This window comes from Streptomyces manipurensis (assembly GCF_049570255.1).
GTDB lineage: Bacteria > Actinomycetota > Actinomycetes > Streptomycetales > Streptomycetaceae > Streptomyces > Streptomyces manipurensis.
Genome location: NZ_CP186950.1, coordinates 4,097,002 through 4,114,500, shown reverse-complemented (window position 1 = coordinate 4,114,500; position 17,499 = coordinate 4,097,002). Strand labels below are relative to the sequence as shown.

Sequence of the window (17,499 nt, the reverse complement as noted above, 5' to 3'; positions counted from 1 at the left end):
GCGCGTCCGCCGCCGGGCGCCGGTGCGGGTGGCGGGTCCGGGCGTGCGCGGGGACGAAACGATTCCGCATACTGATACTCCGGGTGATCACGAACGGGAGGACGCGTGGCGGAGGCCGACGGGGCGGAGGACAAGAAGCCCCAGTCCGACGAAGCGCACAGCGCCTTCACGGTTCCGCCCGGCATGGAACCGGAGGTCCTCGACGAGGACCAGCCCACCTCCGAATTCGCCCTTCCGGCGGGCACCGAGCCGGCCCAGCCCGAGCCCGAGGGCTCGGCGTTCGCCACCCCTGCCACCTACAGCGCCGCGCACTCCCCGCCCGCCTACACGCCCGGCCACGGCTTCCCCGTCGCCCGGATCACGGAGTCGCCCTGGCAGGACCGGATGCGGACGATGCTGCGCATGCCGGCGGACGTGCGGCCCGTACCGGAGCTCGTGCAGCGGCCCAGCGAGCACGCTCCCGCCGTGGGCCGCGTGCTGGACCTGACCCTGCGCATCGGCGAGCTGCTGCTGGCCGGCGGCGAGGGCTCCGAGGACGTGGAGGCCGCGATGTTCGCGGTGGCCCACTCCTACGGGCTGGACCGCTGCGAACCGACGGTCACCTTCACCCTGCTGTCGATCAGCCACCAGCCGTCCCTCGTCGACCACCCGGTGTCGGTGAACCGGACCGTGCGCCGCCGGGGCACGGACTACACGCGGCTGGCGGCCGTGTTCAAGCTGGTGGCGGACATCAGCACGCCCGAGGTGGACGTCTCCCTGGAGGAGGCCTACCGCCGGCTGGCCGAGATCCGGCGCAACCGGCACCCGTACCCCACCTGGGTGCTCACGGCGGCCGCCGGGCTGCTCGCCGGGGCCGCCTCGGTGCTCGTCGGCGGCGGTGTGCTGGTGTTCTTCGCAGCCGCACTCGGCGCGGTCCTCGGTGACCGGCTGGCGTGGCTGTGCGCCGGGCGCGGACTGCCCGAGTTCTATCAGTTCGTGGTGGCGGCGATGCCGCCCGCGGCCTTCGGGGTGGCGCTCAAGCTCGCGGAGATCGAGGACATCAAGGCCTCCGCCGTCATCACCGGCGGGCTGTTCGCGCTGCTGCCCGGACGGGCCCTGGTCGCGGCCGTGCAGGACGGCCTGACCGGCTACTACATCACCGCTTCGGCCCGCCTGCTGGAGGTCATGTACCTCTTCATCGGCATCATCATGGGCGTGCTCGTGGTGCTCTACCTCGGGCTCCAGCTGGGTGCCTCGCCCAAACCGGAAGAGGTCCTCCAGATCACCCAGCGGCCGCTGGTGCAGATCGCCGCCTCGATGGCGCTGGTGTTCACGTTCGCGATCCTGCTCCAGCAGGAACGCGCGACGGTGTGGATCGTGACCCTCAACGGGGCCGTCGCCTGGGTGACCTTCGGGGCCCTGCACTACGCGGGCGGCATCCCGCCCGTGCCCTCCACCGCCGTCGCGGCCGGGCTGGTGGGCCTCTTCGGCCAGCTGTTCTCCCGCTACCGCTTCGCCTCCGCCCTGCCGTACGTGACGGCCGCGATCGGCCCGCTGCTGCCCGGCTCGGCGACGTACTACGGGCTGCTGCTGATCGCCGAGAACCGGCTCAACGAGGGGCTGGGCTCCCTGGTCAACGCGGCGGCCATCGCCCTCGCCATCGCCATCGGCGTCAACCTGGGGTCGGAGACCTCCCGGCTGTTCATGCGCATCCCGGGGGCCGCGAGCGCCGCCAAACGCTCGGCGGCGAAGCGGACCCGCGGCTACTAGGACCCGTACGGCGCAGACCGCGCCCGGAGCCGGACACGGCGAAGGGCCGCTCTGCCGGCCTCTGGAGGCGGGCGGCGGCCCTTCGGGGAGGGGGCCGGTCAGCGCTTGGCGTGGCGGCCGCGCTGGCCCTGCGTCTGGGGGGCGGAGCCGTCGGCGGGGAACTCCGCCGGCGCCTGGGCGGCGGCCGCCTTGCCCTCCTTGCGGGCCTTGAGGACCTCGAAGACGACCGGGATCACCGACACCAGGACGATGCCGACCAGGATGGGCTCGACGTTCGCCTTGATGAACTCGATCTGGCCGAGCCAGTAGCCCGCGACGGTGACGCCCGCGCCCCAGCTGATGCCGCCGATGACGTTGTAGGTGAGGAAGGTGCGGTACTTCATCGAACCGGCGCCCGCGACCATCGGGGCGAAGGTGCGGATGATCGGCACGAAGCGGGCGAGCACGATGGCCTTGGGGCCGTGCTTGTCCATGAACTCGTGCGCCTTGTCCAGGTTCTCCCGCTTGAAGAGCTTGGAGTTCGGCCGGTTGAAGAGCTTCGGCCCGAAGTACTTGCCGATCATGTAACCGACCTGGTCACCGATGATCGCCGCGGCGACGATCAGGGTGCAGACCAGCCACAGCGGCTGCTTGATGTACTGCCCGTCCGCGACCAGCAGACCCGCCGTGAACAGCAGGGAGTCGCCGGGGAGGAAGGCGAAGAGACCCGATTCGGCGAAGACGATGACCAGGATGCCGATCAAGCCGAAGTGCGAGATCAGGTAGTCCGGGGACAGCCACTCAGGGCCGAGCGCAAGCGTATACACGGGTTCCGGGCTCTCCTGGAATCGGGGGACGTACTGTGGCGGGAGCAGCTTCAATTATCAACGCACACGACCCCCGCCCGGTTCCAGGTACCGGAGGGGGCCGTACGGGTGTTCATCGGCTCACACCGCGCGGACCGCGTTCGCCAGGATGGCGTCCCGGACGAAGACGGCCAGACCGGGCCGAACCGCGTCGTAGAAGGCCTTGAACCGCTCGTCCGCGACGTACATCTCACCGAGACAGGTGTGCATCTCGTGGCCGCAGGAGTAGTAGCTGCCGTCGATCCAGCCGCGGTGCTCCTCGGCCAGGTCCATGGCCGCCTCGCCGTCCGCGGGTGCGCCGGAGTCCATCAGTGCGGCGAACCGCTGGTTGATGCCCTCGGCCAGGTCCTGGATCCGCTTCCAGTCCTCCTTGGTGTACGAGGCGGTCCGGCGGGCCGATTCCCGGTACGCGTCCGTATCGCCCCATCGCTGCTCCACCTCCTCGGCGTGCTCGTCGGGGTCGAAGTCCCCGAACACCTCGAACTTCTCTTCGGGCGTGAGGTTGATTCCCATCTTCTTCGCCTCCAAGGCGTGCTCGACGGCCTTGGCCATCTGCTGGAGCCGGTCGATCCGGTCGGTCAGCAGGGTGTGCTGCCGGCGCAGATGCTCCCGTGGATCCGTCTCCGGGTCGTCCAGCAGGACCGCGACCTCGTCGAGGGGGAAGCCGAGCTCCCGGTAGAACAGGATCCGCTGCAGCCGGTCGAGGTCACCGTCGTCGTAACGCCGGTGCCCCGCGGTGCTGCGGCCGCTCGGGGAGAGCAGGCCGATGCCGTCGTAGTGGTGCAGCGCGCGCACCGTGACTCCGGCGAAACCGGCGACCTGGCCCACGGAGTAGCTCATCTCTTCCGCCCTCTGGTTGGGTACGCCCTTCACTGTGGTCCCTCACGCGGCGTGAGGTGCAAGTCCTCCGAGCCGGTTACCTGTCGAGACCCCGGAACCGGGCCACCGCCAGCGGGAAGAAGACCGCCAGCAGCGCGAGCGGCCACACGACGGCGAGCAGCCCGGCGTGGTCGGCGGCCCAGGAGGGACCCGCGTTGCCGAACAGCTCGCGGACCGCCGTCGCCGTCGCCGACATCGGGTTCCATTCCACCACCGCGCCCAGCCAGCCCGGCATCGACTCCGGTGAGGCGAAGGCGTTGGAGAGGAAGCCGACCGGCCACACCAGGATCTGCACCGCCTGCACCATCTCCGGCCGCCCGGCGAGCATGCCGAGGTGGATCCCGATCCACAGCATGGCCAGCCGCAGCAGCAGGAGCAGCCCGAAGGCGAGGAGCGCCGAGGCCGCGGAACCGTGCCAGCGCCAGCCGAGCAGCAGGCCGACGCCCGCCAGGACCGCGAGCCCGACCGCCGACTGGAGCATGTCCGCCGCGCAGCGGCCGACCAGGACCGCCGAGGAGGACATCGGCATGGCGCGGAAGCGGTCGATCACCCCCTTGCCGAGGTCCTGGGTGACCGCGGTCATCGTCGACTCCAGCCCGAAGGCCATGGTCAGCGTCAGCATCCCGGGCACCAGGAACTCGACGTACTCCCCGTCGACGCCGCGTCCGCCGCCGACCAGGAAGCCGAACATCAGCAGCAGCATCACCGGGAAGACCAGGCCGACGACCACCTGGACCGGCTGCCTCGCCCAGTGCGCGAGCTCGCGCCGGGTCATGGTCCAGGCGTCCACCAGGGCCCAGGGGACGCGCGGACCCGCCGAGGGGCCCGCGGCCCCGCCCGTCGTGGCCGTCCCGGCGGCCGTTCCCGTGCCGCCGCCCGTGCCCGTACTCGTGCGCGTACCCGTGCTCATGCGGCGGTCCCCTCGGTGTCCTTGCCGTCGGTCAGGTGCAGGAAGACCTCGTCGAGCGTGGGCCGGCGGACGGAGACGTCCGCCGCCCCGATGCCCGCCTCCTCCAGCACCCGCAGGGTCCGGGCGAGGCCCGCCATGCGGTCCTCCACCGGGAAGCTCAGGGTCGCGGCGTCCGGGTCCACGGCGGGCCCGGGCAGCAGCGCCGCCGCGTGCGCGAGCCGCGCCGGGTCCCGCAGGACGACGACGATCCGGTCCGCCCCGACGCGGGCCTTCAGTTCGTCGGCGGTCCCCTCCGCCGACACCCGGCCCGCGTCGACCAGGGCGATGCGGTCGGCCAGTTGGTCGGCCTCCTCCAGGTACTGGGTGGTGAGCAGGACGGTCGTGCCGCCGCCCACCAGCGAGCGGACCGCGGTCCACACCTCGGTCCGGCCGCGCGGGTCGAGGCCGGTGGTCGGCTCGTCGAGGAAGAGCACCTCCGGGTCGGTGATCAGGGACGCGGCGAGGTCGAGCCGGCGGCGCATGCCGCCGCTGTACTGCTTCACCGGCTTGCGGCCGGTGTCCGCGAGGCCGAAGCGCTCCAGCAGTTCGTCCGCCCGCAGGCCGGCGCGCCGGGCGCCCAGGTGGTGCAGGCGGCCGAACATCTCCAGGTTCTGCCGTCCGCCCAGCTCCTCGTCGAGCGCCGCGTGCTGGCCGAGCAGCCCGATGCGGGCGCGGACGGCCGCCGGGTCCGCGCGGACGTCGTGGCCCGCGACCCGGACCACGCCCTCGTCGTGCCGCAGCAGCGTGCTCATGATGCGGACCGCCGTGGTCTTGCCGGCGCCGTTGGGGCCGAGCACGGCGTGCACCGTGCCGGGTGCCACCTCCAGATCGAGGCCCGCCAGGGCCTGTTTGCCGCCGTAGCGCTTGTGGACACCTTCGACGGAGATCGCCAAGACTCCTCCTTATTAGTCAAACTTGAATACTGCGGCCGGTCACGGTCATGCCCGGTCTCGGGCTAGTCAAACTTGATTAGGCGTAGGGGTTCTCCTGGCCCTCCGCCAGCACCCCCACGAACGGTGCGCCGCCCTCGCCCGCGAAGGAGTACGCGCCCCCCTCGATCCGGGCGATCAGCCCGCGCGTCCACTCCGCCTCCGCGTCCGCGGAGTGGACCCACCGGTGCATGATCTCGCCGATGTGGCCCAGCGCTTCCGGGCCGCCCTCCGGCGTGTAGTGGTCGGTCACCGCGGACCGCCAGCCCGCGAGCCCCGCCAGCCGCTGCCGCAGCAGCCCGAGGACCTCCTCGCGCGGCAGGTCGACCATGAAACCGATCGCCGCCGACAGCAGGTCCGCCTTCTGGTCGTGCGCCGCGAGCGCCTGGCGCAGCAGCCGGAAGTACTCCTCACGGCCGGCGTCCGTCACCTCGTACTCGGTGCGCGGCGGCCCGCCCGCCGCACTCGGAGCCACCTCGTGGGCGTGCAGGACGCCCTGCTTCGCCATCTGCTTCAGGGCGTGGTAGATCGACCCCGGCTTGGTGTTCGACCACTCGTGGGCGCCCCAGTACTCCAGGTCGTTGCGCACCTGGTAGCCGTGGGCCCGCCCGTGCTGGCGGACGGCGCCGAGGACAAGAAGCCGGATCGCAGACATGGGGCCAGGCTAGGCCCTGGCCCCCGGCCGTCCGGCCCCCGCCCGGCCCCGGCCCTCGCGGACCGGCACGGTCCGGAAGAGCGGCCGCCCTAACCCATCGCCTTGGTGCCGTCGATGGTCTCGCGCACGATGTCCGCGTGGCCCGCGTGCCGGGCGAACTCCTCCACCAGGTGCAGCAGCATCCAGCGGACCGACACCTGCGCGTCCTGCGGGAACCACGGCGCCGGCGGCAGCGGGAAGGTCTGGTCCAGGCTCGGGACCTCGGCGACGAAGGCCTCCGTCTCCTTGCGCACCCCGTCCCAGAAGGCCAGCACCGACGGGATCGACTCGCCCTCGACGAGCCGGAAGCTGTCCCCGTAGGAGGTCTCGTCGCGCAGCCGCTCGTTGGGCCGCTGCTGGGCCATGCGCAGCCAGCCCAGCTCGCACTCGGCCACGTGCTTGAGCAGTCCGGACAGGCTCAGCTCGCTGGCGCTGGGCCGGCTCGCCGCCCGCTCCTCGTCGAGCCCGTCCAGCGTCTCGCGGATCGCCGCGCGCTGGGACTCGACGAAGGCCAGGAGCGTGCCGCGCTCGTCGCCGGGAACCTCGGTGGAAATCTGGACCATGACCAACCGCCTCTGCGTGGACCGTGCCGGGGGTTCCTCCCTCCGACACGCCCCACGCTACGGAGCATTGCGGTCAGCTGCTGTCCGCAATGCCGCCTCAGTTCGCGGGGGTCTCCGCGTCCGGGCGGATCGCCGGCAGTCCGGTGGCCGGCTTGGGCAGCAGGGCCTTGGAGAGGTCCTGCCTGCCCGTCGGGTCGAGCCCGTACATCGCCTCGTAGATCTTGCGGACGGCCGGTCCCGAGGCCCCGGAGCCGGTGCCGCCCTGGGAGATCGTCATCACGATCGCGTAGTCCTCGGTGTAGGAGGCGAACCACGAGGTGGTCTGCTTGCCCTGGACCTCGGCCGTACCGGTCTTTGCGTGCATCGGGATCTGCTTCTGCGGCCAGCCGCCGAAGCGCCAGGCGGCGCTGCCGTCGGTGGCCACGCCGGCGAGGGCCGCGTCGATGTTGTCGCGGGTCTTCGCGTCCATCGGGAGCCGGCCCGTCTCCTTGGGGGCGATCTCCTTCACCGAGGTGCCGTCGGCGCTGACGATCGCCTTGCCGACGCTCGGCTGGTGCAGGGTGCCGCCGTTGGCGATGGCCGCGTACACGGACGCCATCTGGAGCGGGGTGACGAGCGTGTCGCCCTGGCCGATGGAGTAGTTGATCGCGTCGCCCTCACGCAGCTGGTTGCCCTGGCGGCAGTTCTCGTAGGCGATCTTCTCGGCGAAGCTGCCGTTCTTCTTGCCGTCCCGGCACCAGGCGTCCTTGTTCGCGTCGAAGAAGTCCTGCTTCCACTTGCGGTCGGGGACCCGGCCGGGGACCTCGTTGGGCAGGTCGATCCCGGTCCGCTTGCCCAGGCCGAACTCGTGGGCGGTCTTGAAGAACCAGTCCTTCGGGTCCTTCTTGGGCTTGATGCCCCCGTCCTTCTTCCACTCCTGGTCGGCGAGCAGGTAGTAGACCGTGTCGCAGGAGACCTCCAGGGCCCGGCCGATGGTGATGTCGCCGTGGCCCTGCGACTCGAAGTTGGTGAAGGTCTGGTTGCCCACCGAGTAGGAGCTGGGGCAGGGGTAGCGGCTGTTGAACGGGTAGCCGGCGTTGACCGCGGCGGTCGAGGTGACCACCTTGAAGACCGAGCCGGGGGCCGCCTGGCCCTGGATCGCCCGGTTCAGCAGGGGGTAGTTGGAGTCCTTGTCGGTGAGGGAGGCGTAGTCCTTGGCGGAGATGCCGCCCACCCAGGCGTTCGGGTCGTAGGTCGGGTTCGAGGCCATGGCCACGATCCGCCCCGTCTTGGTCTCCATCACGACGACCGCGCCCGAGTCGGCCTCGTAGTTGCGGCCGGTGTTCCTGTCGTGGACCTTGCGGGCGTCGATCATCGCGTTGTTCAGCTCGCGCTCGGCCACGGCCTGCACCCGGGCGTCGATCGAGGTCACGACGTTCGCCCCGGGCTGCGCCGGGTCCGTCACACCCTGGCCGATGACCCGGCCGAGGTTGTCCACCTCGTAGCGGGTGACGCCCGCCTTGCCGCGCAGCTCCTTGTCGTACGTGCGCTCCAGGCCGGAGCGGCCCACCTGGTCGGAGCGCAGGTACGGCGAGTCGGACTTCTTCGCCTTGGCGATCTCCTCGTCGGTGACCGGCGAGAGGTAGCCGAGGACCTGCGAGGTGTTGGCCTGGTCCGGGGCGGCGTAGCGGCGCAGCGCGGTCGCCTCGGCGGTGATGCCCGGGAAGTCCTCGGGGTGCTCGCGGATCTGCAGGGCCTGCTCGGTGGTGGCCTCGTTGCTGACCGGGATCGGCTGGTAGGGCGAGCCGTTCCAGCAGGGCTGCTTGGTCTTGGAGTCGCAGAGCCGGACCTTGTCGATGACCTCCTGGGGGTCCGTGCCCAGGACTCCGGCGAGCCGGGTCAGGACGGACCTGCCCTTGTCCTTCATCTTCAGCAGCTCGGTGCGGCTCGCGGAGACCACGAGGTGGGTGGCGTTGTCGGCGAGCGGCACACCGCGCGAGTCGAGGATCGACCCGCGCACGGCGGGCTGGACCACCTGCTGGACGTGGTTGTTCTTCGCCTCGTCCGTGTACTCCTGGCCATTGCGTATCTGGAGGTACCAGAGCCGTCCGCCGAGCGTGAGCAGGAGTGAGAAGACCACGACCTGGATGACGACGAGCCGGTTCTGGACCCGAGGGGTCCGGCCGGTCTCCGGAATGTTGCTCAACAGGATCTCCCCCGGGCGGCTGCCTACGCCCGGCCGAGTCTAGTGACCTAGAAGGGGAACGCCGTCCGCCCGTGCTGAACGGAGATCCACTTCTGCGTCGTGAACGCCTCCACCGTGGCCTCGCCGTTCAGCCTGCCCAGGCCGGAGGCCTTCTCCCCTCCGAATGCGGCGAGCGGCTCGTCCCCGATCGTGGAGTCGTTGACGTGGATCATCCCCGTCTCGATCCGCTGCGCGAAGCGGACGCCCCGCTCCACGTCCCGGGTGTGCACGGCGCCGCTGAGCCCGTAGGGGGTCGCGTTGGTCAGCCGTACGGCCTCGTCCTCGCCGTCGAAGACCACCAGCAGGGCCACGGGGCCGAAGATCTCCTGGCCCAGCAGCGGGGAGTCCTCGGGGATCCCGGCGAGCACGGTCGGCTCGACCAGGTTGCCGCGCGTGGAACCCCGCACGAGGGCCTGCGCGCCGGACTCCACGGCCTGGTCCACGAGCGCGGTCAGCGCGTCGGCCTGGAAGGAGTTGATCAGCGGGCCGATGTGGGTGTCGGCCTCGTGCGGGTCGCCGGTCCTCAGGCCCCGCACGCGGGCGGTGAACTTCTCGGTGAACTCCTCCGCGACGGAGGCGTCGACGAGGATGCGGTTGGCGGCCATGCAGACCTGGCCCTGGTAGACGAAGCGGCTGAAGACGGCCGCGTCCACCGCGTAGTCGAGGTCGGCGTCGTCGAGGACGACGAGCGCGCTGTTGCCGCTGAGCTCCAGGACGGTCCGCTTGAAGTGGCGGGCCGCGACCGCTCCGACGTGCCGGCCGACCCGGTCGGACCCCGCGAAGGAGATCACCTTGGGGACGGGGTGGGTCAGGAGCGCGTCGCCTATCTCGGCGATGTCGGTGACCAGGACGTTCAGCAGGCCGGCGGGCAGCCCCGCGTCCTCGAAGATCTTGGCGATGACCCCGCCGCCCACGACCGGGGCGTTCTGGTTGGGCTTGATGACCACCGCGTTGCCCAGGGCCAGGGCCGGGGCGACCGACTTCAGGGCCACCAGGAAGGGGAAGTTGAAGGGGCTGATCACGGTGACGACACCGACGGGCAGCCGCTGGACCCGGTTCTCCTTGCCCTCGACCGGCGAGGCCAGGATCCGTCCCTCGGGGCGGACGGCGAGCTGGAGGGACTCGCGGAGGAACTCCTTGGCGAGGTGGACCTCGTACTCGGCCTTGGGACGGGTCCCACCGAGCTCGTCGATCATCGCCTCGACGATCTCCTTCTCGCGCTCCTCGGTGACCCGCAGGGCGCGTTCCAGGACGGTGCGTCTGACGTACGGGCTGGTGGCGGCCCATTCGCGCTGGGCGCGCTCGGCGCCGCGGTAGGCCTGGTCCACCTGCTCGACGGTGGCGACCGTGATGGCCGCGAGCTTCTCGCCGTTGTACGGGTTGACGTCGATGATGTCCCAGGAACCGTTGCCGGCCAGCCATTCGCCGTCGATGTACTGGTGAGCGAGGTCGCTGAATATGGACATGCCATCCCTTACTGCGAGCGCGCACCCTTGCGCTGCACCGGAGACCGATCGGTCATCATGCACTGATCAGACGTCATACTACGTGCGAATCAAGACAGTTGGAGGAGGCCGCGAAGAAGATCCCGGGTCCGGTCGGGATCGGGGCAATCCGCCTGGAGCCGCTCCATCGCCCGCTCGTACTGCCCCACTTCCTCGTCCTTGTCCAGGTAGAGGGCGCTGGTGAGCTGTTCCAGATAGACGATGTCCTGGAGGTCGGACTCGGGGAAGCGCAGCAGGGTGAAGGCCCCGCTCTCGCCCGCGTGGCCGCCGAAGGAGAAGGGCATGACCTGGAGCTGCACGTTGGGCCGCTCGGAAATCTCGATGAGGTGCTCCAGCTGGCCGCGCATGACGTCGCGGTCCCCGTACGGGCGGCGCAGCGCGGCCTCGTCGAGCACGGCGTGGAAGACGGGGGCGCTCTCGGAGACCAGGACCTTCTGGCGCTCCAGGCGCAGCGCGACGCGGCGGTCGATCTCGGCGGCGGTGGCGTCGGGCATGCCGCGGCTGACGACGGCGTGGGCGTAGGCCTCGGTCTGCAGGAGGCCGTGCACGAACTGCACCTCGTAGATGCGGATGAGCGAGGCGGCGCCCTCCAGGCCGATGTACGTCTGGAACCACCCGGGCAGCACGTCGCCGTAACTGTGCCACCAGCCGGTCGCGTTGGCCTCGCGGACCAGCCCCAGCAGGGACTCGCGCTCGGTGCTGTCCGTGACTCCGTAGAGCGTGAGGAGGTCCTCCACGTCCCTGGCCTTGAAGCTCACCCTTCCCAACTCCAAGCGGCTGATCTTCGATTCGGATGCGCGGATCGAGTAGCCGGCCGCCTCACGGGTGATGCCGCGGGATTCTCGGAGTCGCCTGAGTTGTGAGCCCAGGAGGATGCGGCGCACCACAGAACCGCTGGTTTCTGCGGTCACTAGTACTGCCCTCCCCATCGCATTGGCGTGCGCGTGGTGTGCGCGGCGTCTCGGGGCCCCCGTACCCCAGAGGCCGCAGTCTGCCACCAAAACGCATCGGCCCGTACTCGTTCTGTAACGGAATCCCTGGCGCAGCAGAAGAAGTCCGTAAGTATGCGTAGGAAGAAATGAGCAAGAACCATCACGGGAGTGGACAGGTCCGGCGCGTGCACGTGCATCTGCCCTTGCATCCGGCCCGAGCATTCGGAACGATGGTCCCCGCGCACCTGCGTGCTCTTCGCGCCGGCGCGGGACCCACCCCGCAGTTCTCTTTGGACAGAGCCACCGCTTCGTCCGCGAATCCCGGGAGTGCCTCGCATGGGGACGAATGGATCGACCATGCTCGAGCCGTTACGGCAGGGGCTTCCCCCGGTCGACCCCACGGCTGTCTCCGGGTCCGCCTCGTGCGCTCTGCCCGCTCGGTTCGACGCGGTGCGGGGCGCACGCACTTTCACCCGCTCGACGCTGTCCCAGTGGGGCCTCGACGACCGCTTCGACGACGTGTCGCTGGTCGTGTCCGAACTCGTCACCAACGCGCTGCGCCATGCCCTGCCGGACGAGTCGCGGTGTACGGGCGCCGAGCCGGAGCCTCCGGTGCGCCTGCACCTGATGCGGTGGAGCACCCGGCTGGTGTGCGCGGTGCGCGACCCCAGCGAGGACCGGCCCGGCGGCGCCTTCTCACCGGAGCGGACCGAGGAGAACTTCGACCTGGAGTCCGGCCGCGGACTGTTCCTGGTGGACTCCTACAGCGACAGCTGGGGCTGGCACCCGCTCGCGGGGCGGCTGACGGGCAAGGTGGTCTGGGCGCTGTTCCTGCTCCACGACTGAGCGGCGGAGCGCCCGAAACCGGACGACTGGCCGGGACCGATCACTGCGATCGGTCCCGGCCAGTGCACGTGCATGGCGTGATCATGACGCCCGGTGCGCCGTTCCGTCAGCCGATCAGATGATCGAACTCGCCGTCCTTGACGCCCAGCAGCAGGGCCTGGATCTCGGCCGGTGTGTAGACGAGCGCAGGCCCGTCCGGGAAACGCGAATTGCGCATGGCGACGTCGCCTCCGGGCAGCTTCGCGAACTCCACGCAGGAACCCTGCGAGTTGCTGTGTCTGCTCTTCTGCCACGTCAGCTCAAACAGGGAAGCGAGTTCTGCAGCTGCCATCCCGTTGTACGCGTGGTCCACAGGAAGCCCCCGATAGTGCAGATGTCAACTCCACCGGATCATAGCTGTGTTCAGCAGCAGTATGCATGCGCAGATGCACGTGCACGCGGGGTGGTGCGTTGATCACTGACAGGTCCGCGTTCAGGGGCGCAGCGCCGCACCGCCCGGGCCCCTTCCTCGGTCGCGTCGCGCAGCGCCCGTGCCAGCGCGAGCACGGGCCGGGGACGCCAGCTCTGCTGGAAGGTGGCGACGGCGGCCATGAAGGCCCCGAAGGCGGCGATGGCGATCGCCAGGCCGGCGGTGGCGCGCAGGGCGACGAGGGGTTCCAGGCGGGTCCGCTCGATCGCCATGCCGGAGCGGGCGGCTTCCTTCACTGCCCGCGACCAGCTCACGGCGCCGAGCGTAACGGCTCACGGCTTTCAGGATTTCTTCAGATTTGTCCTTCTCGTGCCCCGGCCTGTTCCATGGCCCGGTCGTCCGTAGGACCCGCAAGACAAGCCGGCTCGTCCGAAAGGGGAACGCCCGTGTTCCGCAACGCCGTCCAGCCGTGGCACCTGCTCATCGTCCTGGTGGTCTGCCTGCTCGTGTTCGGCTCCAAGAGGCTGCCCGACATGGCCCGCTCGCTGGGCCGGTCGATGCGCATCCTGAAGTCCGAGGCGCAGGCGCTGCGCGCGGACGACGGCGGCCGGCCGCAGGGCGGCGGGCCGGCGGCCTGACCCCGGCGGTCCGGCGGACCGCCTGGGTCAGCGGCCCGGCAGGCCCGGGCGGCGGCCGCCCATGTGGGCGCGGTCGGCGGCGGCCGTGCCGTCCTCCCAGCCCGCGTGGTCGGTGGCCCCGCGCAGCCGGGTCGTGGTCGTGCGCGGGAACATCTCCTCGGCGCGGGAGGTGACGGCGACGTCGCGCGCCACCAGGGCCGGCAGGTTGTCCGCGGCCTCCGCGGCCGTGTGCTCGGCGGTCTCGGCGAGGCGCCGGCCCAGGCGGCTGGCGTAGGCGAGGAGGAACGACTGCCGGAAGGTCTTGGTGCGCTTGCGGCCCCCGGAGCGCTGGGCGGCCTCCGCCCGGGTCATGGCGGCCATGCCCTGCACCAGGAGCGAGGTGTGGAGCAGCTCCACCGCCTCCAGGTCGCTCTCGAAACCCACCACGGTGGAGAACCCGAAGGCGCCGTTCCACACGGCCCGGCAGCGGTTCGCGGTGGCCACCGCGTCCAGCAGGACCGCCTTGGCCTCCTCGTACGGCGGCTCCACGCCGATCCGGCAGGCGCCGGGGACCTGCCGCGGGCCCTTGCCGCTCGCGGCCAGCAGCGCCTCGTCCACGGTGTGGCGGACCATCAGCTCCTGCGCCTTGGCACTGAGCGCCTCCGCCTCGTCGGGGTAGGTGGTCGCCTCGGCCTTGGCCAGCAGCGCCCGGATGCGGGCCAGCATGCGCGGCTCGATGTGGGCGTGGTCGGCGAGGGCGTCGACCGGGTCACCGGGCAGCGGACCCACCGGTTCGATCGAGGGCAGCCGGACCAGCAGCCGCAGGACCTCCAGGAAGGCGGTGGCGAGGGTGAAGCGGTCGGCGCGTTCCCGCGCGGCGAGTGCCTCGGCGTACGCGTCGTCGCCCTTCCACCACACCTCGCCCGCGTCCCAGCGGGCCGGGAGGCGGGCGTAGCGGCGCGCCTCGGCCGCGATCAGGTCCCCGGCGATCCGCACGTGCCGTTCGTCGAGGTCGCGGCGGACGAGCCGCAGGAGGTCGGCGGGACGCCAGCCGCGCTCCCAGCTCCGGCGGAGGTGGTCCTCCCCGCGCGCGAGCAGCTCCCGGCCCACCCCGGCCCACTGCCCGTGCTCCGCGACGAGCAGCGACGCCCCGGTGTCCAGCCCGGCGTCGTCCTGGGCGTGGAGGGCGGCGGCGAAGGCCCGGTCGACGGTCTCGGGAAGGTCTCTCACGTCCTTCAGCTTGGCACGCCCCGGAGGCGGCCCCGCCGCGGGCCGGCTGTCGGACCCCGGTGGGACACTCGCACCCATGAGCGACCGCACGTCCCGGTGGGCCCTCGCCGAGGACGGCGACGGCTGGTGGCAGGCAGCGCCCGTGGACCCCGCCGACGGAGTCCGGCTGCGCGTCCGCGACCCCGCCGAGGCCGTCCGCGCGGCCCCGCCCGGCACCCGCTGGGTGTGGGCGTCGACCGCCGCCGTGTACCCGCGCCTCCTCGCCGCCGGGGTCCGTGTCGAGCGGTGCCACGACATCGAGGCCTCCGAGCTGCTGCTCCTCGGGCACGAGGGCCGGGCCGGCGAGCCCCGCTCGGCCGCCGCCGCGTGGGCCCGGCTCACCGGCGGCCCCGTGCCGCCCGATCCTCGGCAGCGCGCCGCGGGACCCCGTGCCCAGGACCCGCTGTTCGAGCCGCAGACCGTGCCCGTGCCGCTGGAGGCCCTGCTCGCCGTCCACGCCGACCAGGCCGCCCGGATCGGGGCCACCGCCCACCCGGACCGGATGCGGCTGCTGACGGCCACCGAGTCCGCGGCCTTCCTCGTCGCCGCCGAGATGAACCGCGCCGGGCTGCCCTGGCGGGCCGACGTGCACCGGGCCCTGCTGACCGAACTGCTCGGCGAGCGCTACGGGGGCGGCGGGGAGCCCCGGCGCCTGGCCGAGCTGGCCGACCGGGTCTCGGCGGCCTTCGGCAGACGCGTGCGTCCCGACCTGCCCGCCGACGTCGTCAAGGCCTTCGCCAAGGACGGGATCAGGCTGCGGTCCACCCGCCGGTGGGAGATCCAGGAGCTGGACCATCCCGCGGTGGAGCCGTTGATCGAGTACAAGAAGCTCTACCGGATCTACACCGCCCACGGCTGGTCCTGGCTCGCCGACTGGGTCCACGACGGCCGCTTCCGCCCGGAGTTCGTCCCCGGCGGCACCCTGACCGGCCGCTGGGTGAGCAACGGCGGCGGTGCCCTGCAGATCCCCAAGGTGATCCGCCGGGCCGTGGTGGCCGACCCCGGCTGGCGGCTCGTCGTCGCCGACGCCGACCAGATGGAACCGCGCGTGCTCGCCGCCATCTCCCGCGACCCGGCCTTCATGGAGGTGGCCGGGCGGCCCGAGGACCTCTACACGGCCGTCTCCCGCCACGGTTTTTCCGGCGACCGGGAGAAGGCGAAGCTGGCCGTCCTCGGTGCCGTCTACGGCCAGACCTCCGGCGACGGCCTGAAGAACCTGGCGGCGCTGCGCCGCCGCTTCCCCCGGGCCGTGGCCTACGTGGACGACGCGGCGAAGGCCGGCGAGGAGGGGCGCCTGGTGCGGACCTGGCTGGGCCGCACCTGCCCGCCGGCCGCGGGCTCCGGCGAGGGGTACGAGGCCGGCGACGGCGGGGTGGACCCCGGCGAGGGGGACGGCGGGTCCGGTGACGGGCCGGAGCGCGAGGACGGCCGGACCCCGGGGCACGGCTCGGCCGACACCCGGGCGCGCGGCCGGTTCACCCGGAACTTCGTCGTCCAGGGCAGCGCCGCCGACTGGGCGCTGCTGCTGCTCGCGGCGCTGCGGCAGGCCACCGCCGGGATGCGCGCGGAGCTGGTCTTCTTCCAGCACGACGAGGTGATCGTGCACTGTCCCGCCGAGGAGGCCGAGGCGGTCGCCGAGGCCGTCCGCGCCGCCGGCGACCTGGCCGGCCGGATCGCCTTCGGCGACACCCCCGTCCGGTTCCCCTTCACCACGGCGGTGGTGGAGTGCTACGCGGACGCCAAGTGAGCGGCCGGAGCCGGACCGCCGGGGCGGGCCCGGCCGGGCCGGTCAGCGGCGGCTCCAGTCCGGCGCCAGGGCCAGTTCCTTCAGCTGCTCGACGGTCAGCGCGGGCGCCGTGCGCGTGGCCGGACCGTACTGGCCCGCGGCGCCGAAGGCGGAGACCGTCACCCGGACACCGTTCGCGCGCCGGGTCTCCACGGTCCACCGGACCACGCCCGGGTCCTTCTCCCCGGGGCCCTGCCGGATCCTCATGCGGGTGCCGTCGGGCAGGGTGATGACCTCGTCGCCCGTGAGCTCCGTACCGGGCCCGGCCCGCTCGGCGTTGACCTGGACCAGGGACCGGCCCCGGCCGTCGTCGAGCACGGCGTAGCCGTAGTCGTCCTCCCCGCCGCTGGAGGCGACCGGGATCCCGTACCCGGCGAGGAGGCCCACCAGGACCGGGCCGGCCGGGCGGCCGGGTGTCCCCTCCCCGGGGTGCGGCTCCTCCGGCGCGGCGGGCGGCAGGTCGTTCAGCGCCGGGAGCCAGGTCGGCGAGGTCACCAGGTCCTTCAACTGCGCGGTGGTCAGCGGCGGGACGGCCCGGGTGACCGGTGCCCCCTTCTCCGCGGGGGAGTTCCACTCGGCCGCGGAGACCATGAAGCCCTGCGGCGTCACGAGCACGGCCCGCCAGGTCCTGGTGTCCGCGCGCCGGTCCGGGTACTCGTAGCCCTGGTACAGCATCAGCCGGGAGCCGTCGGCGAGCTGCTCGGTGCGGCAGTCGTCGTAGCCCTGGAGCTCCTTGTCCCCGCACCCGGTCTGGTCGCGGGCGGTGGCGCCCTGCGGGTCGACGCGGGCGAGCACGAGGGAGAGGGCCGCCGCGCCCTTCCCGTCGTCGTACACGGCGTGGACCAGCGGGCCGAGCTCGTGCTCGGTGCCGCGCGCCGTGGTGTCGCCCAGACTTCCGCCCGGCAGGAGTGCCTGCAGCTTGGCGACCATCAGGTCGGCGCCGACGGCGCCGGTGCCGGTCGGCACGGTCTTCTCGCCGCCGTCCCCCGCGCCGCTCCCGCTCCTCCCGGCCGCGGGGGTCGGCGGTCCGGCGGCGGCGGCGCCCGCCGCCGGACCGCCGAGCAGCCCGCCGGACCAGGCGCCCGCCAGCGCGACCAGGGCCAGGGCCAGTACGGAACCGCCGGTCAGGGTGGCCCGGCGGCGCGCCAGCAGCCGCCGGCCCCGGAGCTCCCCGGCGTCGACGAGGGACGGCCGGTCGGGGGTGAACCCGTCACCGGCGCGCCGCAGGGCCGCGCCGAGTTCGTCTTCGAAGGACATGGGGCACGAGGCCTTCCGTTCGGAGGGGTGCGGAGGGGGCACGGAC

Annotated in this window: 15 protein-coding genes and 2 pseudogenes; 4 read left to right on the top strand and 13 right to left on the bottom strand. The window is 72.2% G+C overall.

From position 1 onward, the window contains the following. The first annotated feature begins 105 nt into the window (after positions 1-105). On the top strand, positions 106-1,749 hold the full coding sequence (locus ACPU2J_RS19055; protein WP_365079085.1) for a threonine/serine ThrE exporter family protein: 1,644 nt from the start codon (positions 106-108) through the stop codon (positions 1,747-1,749). A gap of 134 nt (positions 1,750-1,883) precedes the next feature. On the opposite strand, the pseudogene ACPU2J_RS19050 reads toward ACPU2J_RS19055, so the two are convergent. From ACPU2J_RS19050 to ACPU2J_RS19010, 9 genes and pseudogenes are all read right to left on the bottom strand, one after another. Then, a pseudogene (locus tag ACPU2J_RS19050) lies at positions 1,884-2,555 on the bottom strand (DedA family protein); the annotation flags it as partial. Positions 2,556-2,675: 120 nt separating this feature from the next. Continuing rightward, the gene (locus tag ACPU2J_RS19045) at positions 2,676-3,434 is read right to left on the bottom strand and encodes a MerR family transcriptional regulator (protein WP_423833694.1); all 759 of its coding nucleotides are present in this window, start codon (positions 3,432-3,434) and stop codon (positions 2,676-2,678) included. Between the two features lie 76 nt (positions 3,435-3,510). Continuing rightward, positions 3,511-4,383, bottom strand: coding sequence for an ABC transporter permease (locus ACPU2J_RS19040; RefSeq protein WP_423833693.1), 873 nt, complete (start codon positions 4,381-4,383; stop codon positions 3,511-3,513). Continuing rightward, positions 4,380-5,315, bottom strand: a complete 936-nt coding sequence (locus tag ACPU2J_RS19035) for an ATP-binding cassette domain-containing protein (RefSeq protein WP_423833691.1) — start codon at positions 5,313-5,315, stop codon at positions 4,380-4,382. The genes ACPU2J_RS19040 and ACPU2J_RS19035 overlap by 4 nt, the downstream gene beginning before the upstream one ends. A 76-nt stretch (positions 5,316-5,391) precedes the next feature. Further along, positions 5,392-6,006: a PadR family transcriptional regulator gene (locus tag ACPU2J_RS19030; protein ID WP_361592542.1), complete on the bottom strand. Its 615-nt coding sequence runs from the start codon at positions 6,004-6,006 to the stop codon at positions 5,392-5,394. Positions 6,007-6,095: 89 nt separating this feature from the next. Continuing rightward, positions 6,096-6,608, bottom strand: a complete 513-nt coding sequence (locus ACPU2J_RS19025) for a DinB family protein (protein ID WP_423833690.1) — start codon at positions 6,606-6,608, stop codon at positions 6,096-6,098. A 97-nt stretch (positions 6,609-6,705) separates the two neighbouring features. Beyond that, on the bottom strand, positions 6,706-8,793 hold the full coding sequence (mrdA, locus tag ACPU2J_RS19020) for a penicillin-binding protein 2 (RefSeq protein ID WP_423833689.1): 2,088 nt from the start codon (positions 8,791-8,793) through the stop codon (positions 6,706-6,708). Between the two features lie 47 nt (positions 8,794-8,840). Beyond that, positions 8,841-10,298, bottom strand: a complete 1,458-nt coding sequence (locus tag ACPU2J_RS19015) for an aldehyde dehydrogenase family protein (RefSeq protein WP_420080029.1) — start codon at positions 10,296-10,298, stop codon at positions 8,841-8,843. Between the two features lie 89 nt (positions 10,299-10,387). Then, positions 10,388-11,266 (bottom strand): helix-turn-helix domain-containing protein, encoded by an 879-nt coding sequence (locus ACPU2J_RS19010; protein ID WP_365079071.1) that lies wholly within the window; start codon positions 11,264-11,266, stop codon positions 10,388-10,390. 339 nt (positions 11,267-11,605) lie between these two features. Between ACPU2J_RS19010 and ACPU2J_RS19005 the strand changes: the two genes are divergently transcribed. Further along, positions 11,606-12,115: an ATP-binding protein gene (locus ACPU2J_RS19005; protein ID WP_361592554.1), complete on the top strand. Its 510-nt coding sequence runs from the start codon at positions 11,606-11,608 to the stop codon at positions 12,113-12,115. Between the two features lie 106 nt (positions 12,116-12,221). Here the strand turns inward: ACPU2J_RS19005 and ACPU2J_RS19000 are convergent, their stop codons facing one another. Both ACPU2J_RS19000 and ACPU2J_RS18995 read right to left on the bottom strand, forming a co-directional pair. Further along, positions 12,222-12,467, bottom strand: a complete 246-nt coding sequence (locus tag ACPU2J_RS19000) for a DUF397 domain-containing protein (protein WP_350989850.1) — start codon at positions 12,465-12,467, stop codon at positions 12,222-12,224. A gap of 182 nt (positions 12,468-12,649) precedes the next feature. Then, a pseudogene (locus ACPU2J_RS18995) lies at positions 12,650-12,838 on the bottom strand (hypothetical protein); the annotation flags it as partial. 132 nt (positions 12,839-12,970) lie between these two features. Between ACPU2J_RS18995 and tatA the strand changes: the two are divergent. Further along, on the top strand, positions 12,971-13,162 hold the full coding sequence (tatA, locus tag ACPU2J_RS18990) for a Sec-independent protein translocase subunit TatA (protein ID WP_365137495.1): 192 nt from the start codon (positions 12,971-12,973) through the stop codon (positions 13,160-13,162). Between the two features lie 27 nt (positions 13,163-13,189). On the opposite strand, the gene ACPU2J_RS18985 is transcribed toward tatA, so the two are convergent. Next, on the bottom strand, positions 13,190-14,371 hold the full coding sequence (locus ACPU2J_RS18985; RefSeq protein WP_365079062.1) for a DUF2786 domain-containing protein: 1,182 nt from the start codon (positions 14,369-14,371) through the stop codon (positions 13,190-13,192). Positions 14,372-14,447: 76 nt separating this feature from the next. Between ACPU2J_RS18985 and ACPU2J_RS18980 the strand changes: the two genes are divergently transcribed. After that, positions 14,448-16,157, top strand: coding sequence for a bifunctional 3'-5' exonuclease/DNA polymerase (locus ACPU2J_RS18980; protein WP_365079059.1), 1,710 nt, complete (start codon positions 14,448-14,450; stop codon positions 16,155-16,157). Positions 16,158-16,199: 42 nt separating this feature from the next. On the opposite strand, the gene ACPU2J_RS18975 is transcribed toward ACPU2J_RS18980, so the two are convergent. Further along, on the bottom strand, positions 16,200-17,453 hold the full coding sequence (locus tag ACPU2J_RS18975; RefSeq protein ID WP_420080031.1) for a hypothetical protein: 1,254 nt from the start codon (positions 17,451-17,453) through the stop codon (positions 16,200-16,202). Positions 17,454-17,499 lie beyond the last annotated feature (46 nt).